Here is a 15,792-nt window from a genome sequence, read left to right on the forward strand (position 1 = left end):
GATTTTACTCCTGTATTGCTTTAGGTTTTGATAGAGAACCTTTATAAAATATAAAGAAACAAATTGCTGTAATAGTAGCTGCTGTTATATCGGCAACTGGCTCTGCTAAAAGTACAGCAAAAAGTTTTTCATCAAAAAACATTGGAAGTATAAATATTAAAGGTATTAAAAGCACAACTTTTCTAAGAAGAGCTAAAATTAAAGATATTTTTGCTTTTCCAAGCGCTAAAAATGTTTGCTGGCAAGCTAATTGTATTCCAAACATAAAAGAACCAGCAAAATATATTTTTATACTCCAACTAGTCATACTAAGTAATTGTGGATTTTTGTTAAATATACTGACAAAAACCGTAGGGAATATCATAAGTAGAATCCACAAAATTGCAGAATATGTAAAACATGACAATAAACATAACTTAAAGGTCTTTTTTACTCTATCAATCTGTCCTGAACCATAATTGTAACTTATTATCGGCTGTGCCCCTTGTGTAAATCCCATGTTAGGAAGCATAAGAATTTGCATTATACTACTCATTATTGCCATTGAACCTACTGCTAAATCGCCTCCATACATCTGTAATTTGCTATTTAATGCTATAAGCACTAAACTCTCTGTAGATTGCATTATAAAAGGAGAAATTCCTAGCCCCAATACCGGTAAAATAATACTTGCTTTAGGCATCATGTATTTCTTTTTTATCTTAAGTATACTTTTCTTTCCAAATAGAAATACCAATACCCAAATAGCAGAAACTCCTTGTGCAATTATAGTGGCTAATGCAGCTCCTTTTACTCCCATACCAAATCCAAATATAAAAATTGGGTCTAGTATTATGTTTATCAAAGCTCCTATAGCAACCGTAATCATACCCGTTGTCGCAAATCCTTGAGTATTTATAAAAGTATTCATACCTAATGAAATTTGAACAAATACTGTACCTATTAAATAAATATTCAAATAATCCATTGAGTATCCAATTGTAGATTCGCTTGCTCCAAATAGCCAAAGTAAGGGTTCTTTTCCAATCTGAAAGCCTATAGTCAAAAGTATCGCCAAAATAACTAACACAGAAAAACTATTACTCATTATTTTCTCTGCTCCATCATTATCCTGTTCGCCCATTTTTATAGCAGCTAGAGGACCTCCCCCCATACCAATTAAATAACTACATGAAGTTATTATAATTATTATAGGAAATGCTACTCCGACACCTGCCATAGCAACTTCTCCACTTTCCATTCTACCAATAAAGATTCTATCTACTATGTTGTACAAAACATTTACAATTTGTGCAATAATAGCTGGTGTAGCCAATTTAAAAAGCAATTTACCCACATTCTCACGACCTAAATCAGTATTTGAATTTTCCATCTTAAAACCTCCTTAATAATTTAATATTTAAATCTATTACTATTAAAAATACATTTTATATAAAAACTTTATTTTATTGATAGACAAGTTTAAATTAATTTCCTCATAAATAATACTATACTATATTTCTTTTATCATAGTAAATATTTTAATACCAAATGAATTTAAATATTTTGCCTAAATAAAAAATATTTTTCACATACTTTCATAAAAAAACTATCCAAATATACTATTGGATAGTTTTATATTATATGTAGAGAAAGGGCTGATACTATAACTCCAGACAATAAATTGCCCAAAAATACCCCTATAAAAGCATCTTTTATTCTCATTTTTAGGATTGAGGCTATCGCAGATGCAGTCCATGTTCCTGTTGTTGGAAGTGGTATACCTACAAATAGTATTATACCTATTATTGAAACGCTTTTTAATTTCTTCATTCTTGAATTTATTTTTTTATCAATTGTGTTAGCAAGTCCCTTAAATAACTTTTTCCCTCTCAAAAACTGCAAGATGTGTCTAAACGTCAATATCAAGGGAATTGATACCAAGGTAGAACCAATCACACTAAATACATAAACCCATATAGGATTTAAGCCCATTGCAATGCCTATAGGAATGGCTCCTCTTAATTCTGTTACAGGAACCATAGACAAAATTAATATGTGCAAATATCCCAAACTATCCCCTCCTATTCTAAGTGATATAAAGCTACGAATTTATTTGTTCTATAACCTCACCATTTTTCTTGTTAACCAAAAATGCATTTTTAGCTAAGGAAAGCATAGGTAAATCACTTTTGGAGTCTGAGTATGCATATGAATTTTCATAATCAATCTCAATTCCAAGTTTATCTAATACAGCATTTATTCTCTGTATTTTTTCAATTCCCTTGCAGTTTTCGCCAATAAATTGGTTTTTGTATCTTGAATTTTCACAAAATAGTTCCGTACCTATAACCTCATCTGCAAAATCATAGTACTTAAAGTACTTCATATATGCATATGGAGATGCAGTTATCATAATTACAACATTATGTTCTTCTTTGTTTTTATATATTACTTTTTTCATAGACTCATTAATTTTTTTCATTATACAACTATCAAAAAAATCTTTTAACTCATCTTCGCTAAAATCTACTATTGGATAAAAGATTGCCTCTTTGGCTTTTTTCAAAGGGACTATTTTAACCAAATACATGATTAGAGTAAAAATTATGTATGGCAATTTTATAATAGTCTTAAGTGTTTTATTTTTTAAAGAATAAATAAAAAAGTCTACCATACTATCAGTATTTATAACAGTATAATCTATATCGAGCAATAATACACCTTTTTTCATAAGTATTTCCCCACCCTATCACTAAAAAATTAATATTATTAAACATGCAATTACCCATAAAATTACGTTTATTTTTAAAGCATTATCTTTTAGTACAATGTCAGTAGGATTTCCTTCATTTGTTTTATTAATTATATAATTATATCTAAGTACACCATAAACTACAAATATTGTTGTAAATATCATATCTGGCTTTTCTGGATTACTTGTAGAATATAATGCATAACATACAATTGTAGAACTTAATATAACTATCATCATTTGATTTAAATTTTCTATATCATAATCTTCTAGTATTTTTCTATGCTCAACTGCATCATCTTTTAAAATTATTATTTCTTTTTTACGTTTTCCAAGAGCTAAATACAGAGATAAAAAAAATGTACATAATATTATCCAGTTTGATAATCTAACATCTATAGCTACACATCCTGCATAAACTCTAAGTATAAAACCAAGAGATATAGAAAACACATCTAATAGAATTATATTCTTTAACTTAAGAGAATATAATATATTATTTATCAAATATAAAATGAGAATTATAGTCAGTTTGAAATTAATAATCGTTGACAAGCAAATTGAAATTAGAGCTAAAACAACAAATAATATATTCGCACTTCTTTTACTTATTCTTCCACTTGCTACTGGTCTATTACGTTTTTTAGGATGTTTTTTATCTTTATCCATATCTATAGCATCATTTAATGCATATGCTGATGATGATATCAAACAAAAACACACAAAAGCTATAAATGTATTTAACAATAGACTTATATTTAGTATATTGTTTGAAAATATTATAGAAGCAAATATAAATAAATTCTTTATATACTGCTTTATTCTCATTAATCTTATATAATCTGAAATTTTAGTAAGAAGATTAATTATTGTATTTGTCTGTTTCATAAACTTACTACCCTTTCAACATTATTTTTTAAACAGGATATGATTTTATCCCAATATTTAAAATTTCTATAAATCCATTGATATTACTAATTATTATAGTGACTAGCAACAATGATAAAAATATATTGTACATGCTTTTTTCATTTTTTCTAAGTGCTTTAGTAAAGTAAGCTAATAAAACTATAACTGCAAAACTAAAATTTATAGTCATTATACTTGAATTAGTCAGATTGTACCCTATTATACCATGTAAAACTAAATTAAATAAAATTATTCCCATACACAACTTAGGAACTCTTTTTTCTGAGTTCTCAATAACTGCTAAAACACAAAAACAAAATGCTAATAAAGTAAGAATAACTGGTATTGTTGCAACTTCTCCATTTTGCAAAAATAGTCCTTTTTTAATCTCCGCTCCAGGAAAATAAAAAACTGAATACAATAATCTTTCTATAATCATTGCAACTTTTTCTAAAATAGGCTCTCCACTTATAAACTTTGTATCATATTGTATTACATTTCCAAGATTCATAAAACTTTCATAAGATTTTGTTGAAACTACACAAATATATGCCATTAAAATAAATGTAATTAAATGCTTTAATATTTTACCTATTTTCAACTTAAATTCAAATATTATGTTAAGCAAATACAAATATATATTACTAATAGTTATTCCAAATAATGGTATAGCTGCTAATTCTACTAAATAAGAGTTTTTTCCATTCATTTTATTTGCAATAAATATAAAAAATATTAATGTAAACTGACTATATATAAATCTTTCTACATTCAAGGTCATAAATAGTTGTGGAAAAGAAAATATCATTATCATAGTAAGTAAAATTAAAGTTAATCTTTGCATTTTTATTTTTTTAATATGATTAAAAACTAAAGTTATAGATGTAGCACTAGTTACTATTTGTAGACAAATCAATCCAAATCCATAAGCACTATTAAAATCGGTTGTCCCTGGATTTGCTATCGAGGTACATAGTAAATATATTGGATATGCAAAAATTGATATAATAGCTGAAAATAATACATGCTTGCTATTATCTTGATTTATAGCAAATACATTTAAATTGAATAGTACACCTGTATCTGTATCTAATAATACATCATAAGTGTTGTTCAAATCATAAAATATTGTAGTTTTAGAAAAGAATGCTATCGTTATTATTAAATAAGTTATTGTGACTAATATAAATAAAAACATCTCATTTTTATATTTAAATATATTATTTTTCAATATATATCACCCTCCATTCATTATATAGGATTTGTTACTACCTACAATTTATTCTTTTAACTATAATAATCATTTTTATAATATCCTTACTTGTTTTATTGTAATTGAATAATTCCTTATTTACAACCACAATATTTACTTTATTAAAAGCTATAATTAAATAAAAATTATTTGTGTAATATATATTGGAAGCCTATAAAATTAGAGTTTGCAAGTGATTTCAATGTAAAATATTGGAATGATTCAATATAAAAATAGATGCTGTCAGTTAGTGTAGATAAAATTTCACTACAATAAATCAAAGCATAATATAAGGTGCTGTATCAAAATAGAGATAAGCCTCTTTTTCATTGTTGAAATGCTGAAAATATATTTGATTTCATACAAAAAAGAGTGCCTCATGAACTAAAAAGTTCATTTTGAGACACACCCTTATAAATTAAGCTATTATTAAATACTATACAAATTTTAAGTACATTATAAATTGATTATACTGTAACATTATTAACTCCATTTTCTTCCCATTGTTTAATTTCTTTTAACCTAGCAATTATCGGCAAATGCTGAGTACACTCAATTTCACATTTTCCACAAGCTATACATTCTTTAGCTTTTGCTTTACTATTCATTGTATAATTCCAATGTGCTAGCCCATAAACCGATTTTATCATTTCTTCATCACTCTTTTTAAACATCTGTTTTTCATTATAGAAAAGCATATATGCTGGAGTGTTTATATCTTTTGGACATACTTTACAGTATCCACAACCTGTACATATTTCATTCATGTTTTTACTTAATCTAGTTTCAATATCATGTATATCTTTATCTGAATATATTTTGTTCTCATCTGCAATTTTACAAGCATCATCTATATCCTGCTTTTTATTAACTCCTATTAACGATATATTTATTTGTGGAATTCCTATGTTAAATCTTAAAGCTGATTCTACAGTACTTTCACCTTCTCTTGCTAGAAAAGAAAGCTCTTCATTGTACTTTGGAATAGTTCCACCACTTAATGGATTCATAGCGACAACACCATATCCATTTTCAACAGCATGTTTAGCACCCTTTAATCTATATGGAAAGTTTAATATATTAATTCCCATAGTAACACCTTCAAACTTATTTTCATCAAGAACTTTTATGACTTCATCTCCTGGCTGATGAGATGAAAATACTATGTGGTCTATCAATCCTTCTTCTTTACATTTTAATAGACCCTCATACTGACCTCCAGGTCTCATTGCAAATTCATAATGTTCCATTTTTCTAATATTCCATATATGATAGAAATTTATTTTAGATACGCCCAATCGCTCTATTGACTTTTTTACAGCATCAATTGCTTTTTCTGCTGTGTCGTATTCTTTTGGCTTCCCTTTTGTAGATACGTAAAAATCTGTTTTACCACCTTTTATCATTTGTCTAAATGCTAGTCCAAATATATCCTCGCTTCTATCATCACAATACCCTGGTGCTGTATCAAAATAATTAATGCCTTTTTCATATGCATATTTAATTAAGTCAGCATTTTCTTGGTCGCTTTTCTCTAAATCAAATCTTAATCCTCCATATCCAACTACTGAAACCATTTTCCCAGTCTTTCCATATTCAACGTATCTCATAATAAATTCCTCCTTAGGTATATTAAGACTTAATTTCTCTATAAAAAATATTATACCATAAATATTTTCAGAAAATATTTATGGTATAATATTTTTTTTATGAATTATAAATTTTTATACTTAGGTCTTCATAGTCAAATTAAAAACTATAAAAAGGTTCAATATGCACTATTACTTGAGCATTTTCATTAATTTCTTCTTGTATTTGTTTCTCAATTTTATGCGTTAAGTCATGAGATTGCTCTACACTTATAAATGGGTCTACCATTACATGCATATCAATATAAATAACACTCTTACTACCTCTACTTCTAATATTATGCACATCTCTCACTTCATTAAATTCAAATACAATTTCCCTTACATACTCTTCATCTACAGCTACTCTATCAACTAAAATTCCAATAGATGGTTTAAATATTCCATAAGCTGAATAAATTATAAACCCAGAAATAATAATAGGAACTACAGATTCTATTATTACTGGAAATCCTAACTTAACACCAACTAAAGTAACCAATACTCCTAAAGACACAAATATATCACTTCTTGTATGCAATGAATCTGAAATCAAGACATAACTATTCAGTTTAGTTCCAACTCTATATTCATATATACAGACAAAAATATTTATAAAAAGAGTAATGACTAAAGCGATTAAACTTTCTATAGTTATAGAAGGTGTAACTGGGTTTGCTAGTCTTGATATAGAACTAAGAATTATCTTAACTGCTATAACAAATAACATACCACTAATAAATAAACTGGTTATAATTTCAAATTTTTTATGCCCATAAGGATGATCTTTATCTTTTGGTTTAGATGCAAAAAAAATACCTATTAATCCTACTATATTAGATGCTCCATCTGACAGAGAATGAAACCCATCTGCTGTCATACTATAGCTTTTAATTTTATTACCAATAATTATTTTTAATAATGCTACAGCAAAATTGGCAAATAAAATTATCCATAACACTTGCTTCACTTTTTTATAATTATCCATAACTGTATACCTCCTCCCTTCGACTTAATCGAAAAAAGACTATGTATCAATATCAATTGACTAGATAAGCAAATTGTATATAAGCACACTTACTATATTTATATTCAAAGTTGGTTGTACTTGTTCATTCAATTTAAAAATTAATTATGAATTAAAAACTATAATATAGGTTTTGTATACAAAAAAAATAAGTTATAGATAGTATTTAAAATACTATCTATAACTTAAGTTCATAATATAAACTATTAATTTTCTATACTAAACCTTCTTTAACTAAGAATGAATGAGCAACTTCTTCTGGTGATTTTCCAAGCTCATCAACTTGATAGTTAAGTTCTCTCATAGTTTCTTCATCTATTTTTCCTGAAAGCATATTCATCACTTTCTCTAACTCAGGATATTTCTTTAGAGTATCTTGTCTCACTAATGGAGCTGCATAATATGGAACAAAGAAGTTTTTGTCATCTTCTAATATCTTAAGATTAAACTTTTTAATAAGACCATCAGTTAAAAATGCATCTACAACCTGAGATTCATCATTGTCTAAAGCTGTATATCTTAAACTTCCATTCATAGCTTTTACATCTTTGAATTTTAGACCATAATCTCTAGAAATACCTACAAAACCATCTTCTCTATTTTCAAACTCTAAAGTTGGTGAGAAAGTAAAGTCACTACTATATTTAGTTAAATCAGAAATAGTGTTTATTCCATACTTCTCTGCAGTTTTAGGCATCATGGCCAATGTATAAGTATTGTTAAATCCAATAGGGTCAAGTAAAGTTAATTGATTCTCTTTTTCCATAGTATCTTTAACAACTTTATATGCTTCATCAGCATCTTTAATTGGTGCATGCTTCATTACATTTACTAAAAGTGTACCTGTATAATCTACATACATATCAAGTTCACCAGACTTAATAGCATTAAATGCAACAGAAGAACCACCTAGATTTAAATTCTTTTTAACGTTAAGGTCTGTATTTTTCTCTATCAATTCAGCATAAACATTACCAAGAATAAGTTGTTCTGTATAATCTTTAGAGCCTATAGTTATTGTCTCTTTTTTGCTTGAAAAACTTGAACCAAAAGTAACAAATAACATTGCAATAATTATTATAGCAGACACTACTTTAAGTCCTATATAATTTTTCTTTGGAACCTTTGGGTTTAACCCTTTTGGAGTAACTGCAACTTCAATCTTACTAAATAAATAATCAACTAATAATGCAATTATACATGATGGAATTGCTCCTGCTAAAATCATATTGTTATTTACAGTTTGTACACCTGAAAATACTAAATATCCCAGACCACCAGCACCTATAAATGCTGCAAGAGTCATAAGACCAACCGCTGTAACAGCAGATATTCTAACCCCACCCATTATTATAGGCAAAGCTAAAGGAAACTGTATTTTAAATAAAGTTTGGTTTCTTGTAAGACCAATACCTTTAGCAGATTCTAATACTACTGGGTCAATACTTGTTATACCTATATATGTGTTCTTTACAATTGGTAATAATGAATATACTACTACCATAAATATTGCTGGTTTGCTTCCTATACCAAGTACTGGTACAAGAAGACCCAAAAGTGCCATTGATGGAACTGCTTGAACTAAGTTTACAAATCCAAGCACAATTTTTCTAAGAGATGAGATTCTTGAAATAATTATTCCTAGAGGGACACCCACTAGTATAGCTATCAAAATGGATGTAACAGTTAAGCTCATATGTTGTATCAAAAGCTCTATAATCTTATCTTTTTGCAATAGTATAAAATTGAAAAAATTACCCAAGGACACTCACCTCCATTTCTAGGAATTGCTCACTTAAAACAGAAAGTAAACTACTTCTAGTAATCAGTCCTACTAGTTTATTTTCACTTGAAACAACTGGAATATATCCAACTGAATTACAGTTCATTATATTTAGTATTTCCACTAAATTATCACCTTCATTTACATGCAAAGGCTCTCTTGACATAATATCACTAAGCAATGTCGATTTATCATGAATATCTTTCATATCTTTTACAGTAACAATACCTTTTAGTGTTCTAGCTCTATCTATGATTAGTAAGCTATCAACCTTACTGCTTCTCATAATTTCTATACCTTGAGTTACAGTTCTTGTTGAATTAACAGCAATAGGATTTTTTATCATAATATCTTTTGCTTTTATATATTCTGGATTATCCCAAACTCTATCTTCTCCAATAAAATCTTTTACAAAATCATTTGCTGGATTTCTAAGTATGTTCTCTGGAGTATCATACTGTGCTATTCTTCCATCTTTCATAATACAAATCTTATCAGCTATCTTTAAAGCTTCATCCATATCATGAGTTACAAATATTATAGTTTTTTTCAGTTCATCTTGAAGAGAAAATAATTGTTCTTGTAAAGATGTTCTTGTTATTGGGTCTAAAGCACTAAAAGGCTCATCCATTAATATTATTTCAGCATCAGTTGCAATGGCTCTTGCAACACCAATTCTTTGCTGTTGACCCCCACTAAGCTCTGAAGGATACTTATTTAGAAAATCATCACTATCAAGACCTACCATTTCAAGTAGTTGTAAAGTTCTTGCCTCAATTTCTTCAACTGACTTTTCCTTTTTTAGACGTGGAATTAACTCTATATTCTCTTTTATTGTAAGATGAGGAAATAGACCTGTGTTCTGTATAACATATCCTATTTTCCTTCTAAGTTCTATTTCATTTTCTTGAGAAATTGGTTTACCATTAATATATATTTCACCAGATGTAGGTTTTATTAATTTGTTTATAAGCTTCAAAGTAGTAGTTTTCCCACAACCACTTGAGCCAATTAAAACCACCAATGTGCCTGTTTCAACGGCTAGAGAAATATCATCTAATACTACATTATTTCCCATTTTCTTGGTTACGTTTCTTATCTCTATCATAATTTATCATCCCCTCTTTCGACAAGCAACCTTTGTCATCGCAATAAGTTGTTTTTATAATTATATCACAATATCCCCTTTATGTAAACAAAGTACGACTTTTGGGTTAATACATATTAGTAAACATTACTGTAAATACCAAGCATTTGTATACAATATTCAAAATCAAAAAATATAAAAAATAATAAAAAAATCTCGATAAAATAATACAACACTAGCCTTAATTATATATAATTAAAACTAGTGTTAATTCATTCATTTAAACAAATAGTTATAGTTGAATACTATCCATATACTCAAATAAAGTAATGTCTTTATAAGTTTCTTTTTTATCACTTAAGTTTGATATTGTGACTCCTAATAGTCTAATTTGTTTTCCATTCATTTCAACATTTCTCAATAAATTGTCAACACCACTTCTTATATCATTATATTCATCAATATAATGTTCTAAACTAAGACTTCTAGTTATCTGTGTAAAATCCTCATACTTAATTTTTAATGTCAACGTCTTTCCAAATTTCTCAGAGTTTCTTAATCTATGGCATACTTCCTCACAAAGTTCATCAAGGATATTACGTGTTTCCTCTTCGTCAATATCTAAGTTATGACTTAGTGTGGTCTCTGCTCCAACAGATTTTCTAACTCTATTTGGCTCTACTGGTCTGTCATCTATACCCCTCGCAAATTTATATAAGTCATATCCTCTCTTCTTAAATATACTCTCAAGTTCAAATAAATCTAAACATCTTAAATCATATCCTGTTTTTATACCTAAATTTTTAAGAGTATTTGAAGTGACTTTTCCAACACCAAAAAATTTACTTACAGGCAATTTATCTAAAAAATCCTGAACATTTTCTTCATTTATTACAGTCAGTCCATTAGGCTTTTTTAAATCTGATGCTATCTTAGCAAGAAATTTATTATATGAGATACCTGCTGAAGAGGTAAGTCCAACTTCCTTAAATATATCTCTTTTAATTTGCTTTGCTATTTCAATTGATGAATCAATATTCTTTTTATTTTTCGTTACATCTAAATATGCTTCATCTAAAGATAGTGGCTCTACTAAATCTGTGTATCTATAAAATATATTTCTTATTTGATTTGATACACTTTTATAGACCTCAAATCTAGGTCTTACAAAAACTGCATATGGGCACCTATTATAAGCTACAGCGGATGGCATAGCTGAATGTATGCCAAATTTTCTAGCCTCGTAAGAACACGTTGCAACTACTCCTCTGCTTTGTGGATTTCCACCAACAACCACAGGTCTACCTTTTAATTTTTTATTGTCTCTTTGTTCTATAGACGCATAAAAAGCATCCATATCTATATGAATTATTTTTCTATGAAGCTCCATTATTATCACCTTTTAAAGTATAAGTAGATTAAATTTATTTACATCACTGTTTTAATTATACCAAACTTATGTTTCTTTATGCTATTTTTTCATTTATTTTATTTATATATCAATATTTTCTCTTACTAAAATAGTTTATAATCAACTAATTCAATATAATTTATAAAAAATCATAAAAAACACTTGCAAAAACTAGGTAAAAGCTTTACAATAGGTATTCCAAGGAACTAAATTAAAATTCCTTATGGATAACAGTATATATATTAATTTAAATGGGATGTTTTAAAAATAAAAGACTGCCTTATACAAGACAGTCTACTGATTTTATTATAATTGTAATGGACTGCTCAAACTATTACTTTAAAACAGCCCATATTTTTTTGTATAATTATATTTTTAGCTATAGTAAAGATTTTGTGAAGGATACTCTGGGTCACAAGTTACATCTATACCAAGCTTTCTAAATGTTTGTTCATCATCTCTATTTAATATAGTAGTAGAATGAGCTTGACACCCTTTTAATAAAGCTAACTTTTCCATAGCAAATTGTGCAGTTGGATTAGTTACAGCGCAAATACTAAGAGCAGTTAAAACCTCTTGACAGCTAAGTGAAACATTTCTACTTGCTAAAGTTTTTGTTTTTAAATTTATAATAGGCTCTAATATTACAGGTGATATTAAATGCATATCATCAGATATATTGGCTAAATGTTTAATTGCATTTAGTACTGCTGCTGCTGTTCCATTCATTAAGTCAGAACCTTTACCAGTTAATATTGTCCCATCTTCTAATTCTAGTGACACTACAGGACAAGTATCATTTTTATCAGCATTTTCTTTTAACTTATTACTGTAATTTCTAGCAGGTAAAACAACGTTTCTATCTTCTGGCTTTAAGTTAAGTTCTTCCATAATCATTTTCATTCTATCATAAGCACCTTTATCAACTTGTCCCTTTTTATACTCACAGGCAGTTTTAAAGTATCTTCTTATAATTTCTTCTATAGAAGCTTTTCTTATTACTTCATCATCTATTATTCCAAAACCAACTCTATTAACACCCATGTCAGTTGGAGATTGGAAAATTGATTCTTTTCCAGTTATTTTTTCTATTATTTTTTTAAGCACTGGGAATAACTCTAAATCTCTATTATAGTTTACTGACATTTCACCATAAGTTTCAAGATGGAATGAATCTATCATATTTACGTCTTTTAAATCTACTGTAGCTGCCTCATAAGCTATATTTAAAGGATGTTTCACAGGTATATTCCAAACTGGGAATGTTTCAAATTTAGAATATCCAACTACATTTCCTCTTTTATTTTCATGGTATAACTGACTTAAGCAAGTACCAAGTTTTCCACTATTAGGTCCTGGTGCTGTTACTACTACAATTGGCTTTGTAGTTTCTATATAATCATTTGCTCCATATCCTTCATCACTAACTATAGTTTCAACATCTGAAGGATATCCCTTTGTTGGATAATGTTTATAAACTTTGATTCCTCTACGCTCTAACTTATTTATAAATACAGTCGTTGCAGGTTGTCCCTCAAATCTAGTGATTACTACACTATTTACATCTAGTTCATAACCTCTTAAATCATCTATTAATCTTAAAACTTCCATATCATAAGTGATACCAAAGTCACCTCTTATTTTATTTCTTTCTATATCTCCTGCATACACGCAAATTACAACTTCAACTTTTTCTTTCATATGTTGTAATACTTTTATCTTTGCATTTTCATCAAAACCTGGAAGTACTCTTTTTGCATGAAGGTCTCCCATTAATTTTCCTCCAAACTCCAAATAAAGCTTGTCAAAATTATTTACTCTCTCTAAGATATATTTAGACTGCTCTTCTAAATATTTTTTGTGGTCAAATCCTATTTTCATCTTAACACCTCACTAAATTAAATTTCTTTTTGATAACAGTATGTTTATATATATTTTTTTAGTAAAACATCTTATAAAAAAATGTTAATACTTTTTCACTCAAAGTAATATTATACATTTAAGATTAATTTTTTTCAAGATAGTTTTATGGTAAATAAGATATAATTATATTATTAATAAAATAAGAATATTATATTTTATATATTTAAATATAATATTCTCATCTTAACATTAATTTATTTTAATATTTTTATACATACTTTATTCTAAATTTAAAACCTTCCTAATATCTTCTATACCTTGATAAACTTCTTGTTTAGAAAAATTCATAGACTCTAATTCTTCATCAGTTTTTTCCATAAGCATAGTATAAAATTCTATTGCTATATACTGCATATTTTCACTATTTACAGTTTTAGCTTTATCAAATAAAATTTCTTCTGCTTCATTGACATTTCCCTGGAAAACTAATCTTTTTAAAGTTATTAATATAACTTCTTCTTCAGTATTATATACTAAATCTTTTTCTTCATATTCACTGTATTTTTTCCCCAATAAGAATCTTGCAACCATAAGTTTTATCTCATTGAAAATCTTATCCACTATAGCCATATTTACATCTCCTATAAATAAAATTTATTTTCTTTTTAATTATACCAAACTTTCTAGAGAAAATTATTGTATGTAAATAAAATAATGAATAAATAATTTTTGAATAATAAAAAAAGAAGGTAGCGGGGGATATCCGACTACCTTCAAACACTAGATTGTGATTGGTTTGGTATTTTGTTTATACCCACCATAAGCTTCTTTAAATCATTTAAATTGATTTTTTTAGCATCCACATCCTCCATCAAAAACGTCACCACATTCGCAAAGTATTAATAATAATATTAAGAAAGGTATCCATGCACATAAGTCCATTTCAGCCCAACAGTCTTGGAATGCTAAGAATAAGAAAAATAATATTATTATCCACCAAGCACATCCGCCAAATCCGCCTTCACCAAAAAATCTATCCAACATAATATGTTACCTCCTAGTTATTTTGTATGTGGAGTTTCAGCTCCTAAAATATACTATGTTTAAGGTCTCATATTTGCTAATGATTTTTTTAAATTTTTTTATACAATTTTTCAGAAAACACTATTGACTTACACTTAACTTATTTCCGTCACTATCTATAACTATGTCTCCATTAGAAGCAAGAAAAGTTTTTATATCTAATTTTTTTAATATTTCTAATACTTCTTCATCAGGTTCTTTTTTCTGTGAGCAAGTAATAGCAGCATATTTTGGTGAAATAGATTTTAAAAATGCTTCACTTAATTTATCATACCTTCCATGATGAGGAATTTTCACAAAATCGTATTTTAAAGTATTTTTACTTATAAATTCAGCTAAACGTTCTTCTTCTGCATCTCCTGCAAACAAAAAGTTATGTGTTCCATAATTTATACTAGTGATTATCGAGTAATCGTTTGAACTCTCATAATTACTTTTTAAAGCTGGCTGTATGCTTATTTTTGCTTTATTGATTACAATATTCATTTTTTCTTTCAATACTGTAGGCTCTATACCAGTTTTTTTAAGCGAGTTAATATATTCATCATATTGTTTACTATCTTTTTTATAATTTGCTTGTATTAAATTATTCACTTTAACACTGGACAACACACTATCAACTCCACCTATGTGGTCTTTATCTAAATGAGTTAAAATTAGATAATCAAGCGTATTTATACCTTTTTCTTTTAAATTATTAACTATTTGTTCACCATCTTTATCTTCTCCTGTATCAATCATTATAGCTTTCTTGCCTATCTCAATTAATATGCAATCTGACTTTCCAGTATTTAGTATAGTAGTTTTAAATGCAGTATTTTCTATATCATTTTGAATATTATTTTGACTCATACTATTTTTCTCACTATCTAAATAAGATTTACTTGTTGATTCTGTCTTACCATTAGCAGTTACATTTACTACAATCAATAGCACTGCAATCAAATATACCGTTGTAATTAAAAACATGATATCTTTTAATATTATTTTCTTCATCCAAAAGCTCCTATAAATT

The 15,792-nt window shown here is 27.6% G+C and carries 14 protein-coding genes; all 14 read right to left on the minus strand.

Features of this window, described 5'->3' with window-relative positions; all coding sequences use genetic code 11:
* Nucleotides 1-4 precede the first annotated feature (4 nt).
* On the minus strand, nt 5-1,372 hold the full coding sequence (locus KGF46_RS17050) for an MATE family efflux transporter (RefSeq protein WP_227829840.1): 1,368 nt from the start codon (nt 1,370-1,372) through the stop codon (nt 5-7).
* Nucleotides 1,373-1,614: 242 nt separating this feature from the next.
* Nucleotides 1,615-2,052, minus strand: coding sequence for a COG2426 family protein (locus tag KGF46_RS17055; RefSeq protein WP_227829841.1), 438 nt, complete (start codon nt 2,050-2,052; stop codon nt 1,615-1,617).
* A gap of 31 nt (nt 2,053-2,083) precedes the next feature.
* The gene (locus KGF46_RS17060) at nt 2,084-2,713 is read right to left on the minus strand and encodes an HAD family hydrolase (RefSeq protein ID WP_227829842.1); all 630 of its coding nucleotides are present in this window, start codon (nt 2,711-2,713) and stop codon (nt 2,084-2,086) included.
* A 21-nt stretch (nt 2,714-2,734) separates the two neighbouring features.
* On the minus strand, nt 2,735-3,622 hold the full coding sequence (locus KGF46_RS17065; protein ID WP_227829843.1) for a decaprenyl-phosphate phosphoribosyltransferase: 888 nt from the start codon (nt 3,620-3,622) through the stop codon (nt 2,735-2,737).
* Nucleotides 3,623-3,650: 28 nt separating this feature from the next.
* Entirely contained in the window at nt 3,651-4,874 is a 1,224-nt protein-coding gene (locus KGF46_RS17070) for a DUF6080 domain-containing protein (protein WP_227842973.1), read from the minus strand.
* A 488-nt stretch (nt 4,875-5,362) separates the two neighbouring features.
* Nucleotides 5,363-6,505, minus strand: a complete 1,143-nt coding sequence (locus KGF46_RS17075) for an aldo/keto reductase (RefSeq protein ID WP_227829845.1) — start codon at nt 6,503-6,505, stop codon at nt 5,363-5,365.
* Nucleotides 6,506-6,644: 139 nt separating this feature from the next.
* Nucleotides 6,645-7,511 (minus strand): cation diffusion facilitator family transporter, encoded by an 867-nt coding sequence (locus tag KGF46_RS17080; protein ID WP_227829846.1) that lies wholly within the window; start codon nt 7,509-7,511, stop codon nt 6,645-6,647.
* A gap of 253 nt (nt 7,512-7,764) precedes the next feature.
* Nucleotides 7,765-9,312: a glycine betaine ABC transporter substrate-binding protein gene (locus tag KGF46_RS17085; protein WP_227829847.1), complete on the minus strand. Its 1,548-nt coding sequence runs from the start codon at nt 9,310-9,312 to the stop codon at nt 7,765-7,767.
* Nucleotides 9,305-10,441, minus strand: coding sequence for an ABC transporter ATP-binding protein (locus KGF46_RS17090; protein ID WP_227829848.1), 1,137 nt, complete (start codon nt 10,439-10,441; stop codon nt 9,305-9,307). The genes KGF46_RS17085 and KGF46_RS17090 overlap by 8 nt, the downstream gene beginning before the upstream one ends.
* 271 nt (nt 10,442-10,712) lie before the next feature.
* Complete coding sequence (gene dinB, locus KGF46_RS17095) at nt 10,713-11,810, minus strand: DNA polymerase IV (RefSeq protein WP_227829849.1); 1,098 nt, start codon at nt 11,808-11,810, stop codon at nt 10,713-10,715.
* Nucleotides 11,811-12,206: 396 nt separating this feature from the next.
* Nucleotides 12,207-13,712, minus strand: coding sequence for a DUF1846 domain-containing protein (locus KGF46_RS17100; protein WP_227840885.1), 1,506 nt, complete (start codon nt 13,710-13,712; stop codon nt 12,207-12,209).
* Nucleotides 13,713-13,973: 261 nt separating this feature from the next.
* Complete coding sequence (locus KGF46_RS17105) at nt 13,974-14,324, minus strand: DUF6483 family protein (protein WP_227842975.1); 351 nt, start codon at nt 14,322-14,324, stop codon at nt 13,974-13,976.
* A gap of 222 nt (nt 14,325-14,546) precedes the next feature.
* Nucleotides 14,547-14,738 carry a hypothetical protein gene (locus KGF46_RS17110; protein ID WP_003418667.1) on the minus strand — a complete coding sequence of 64 codons (192 nt, stop codon included), beginning with the start codon at nt 14,736-14,738 and terminating at the stop codon, nt 14,547-14,549.
* A gap of 120 nt (nt 14,739-14,858) precedes the next feature.
* Nucleotides 14,859-15,773 (minus strand): MBL fold metallo-hydrolase, encoded by a 915-nt coding sequence (locus tag KGF46_RS17115; RefSeq protein ID WP_227862195.1) that lies wholly within the window; start codon nt 15,771-15,773, stop codon nt 14,859-14,861.
* Nucleotides 15,774-15,792 lie beyond the last annotated feature (19 nt).

It is taken from the genome of Clostridioides sp. ZZV14-6153 (genome assembly GCF_020657855.1).
Lineage (GTDB): Bacteria > Bacillota > Clostridia > Peptostreptococcales > Peptostreptococcaceae > Clostridioides.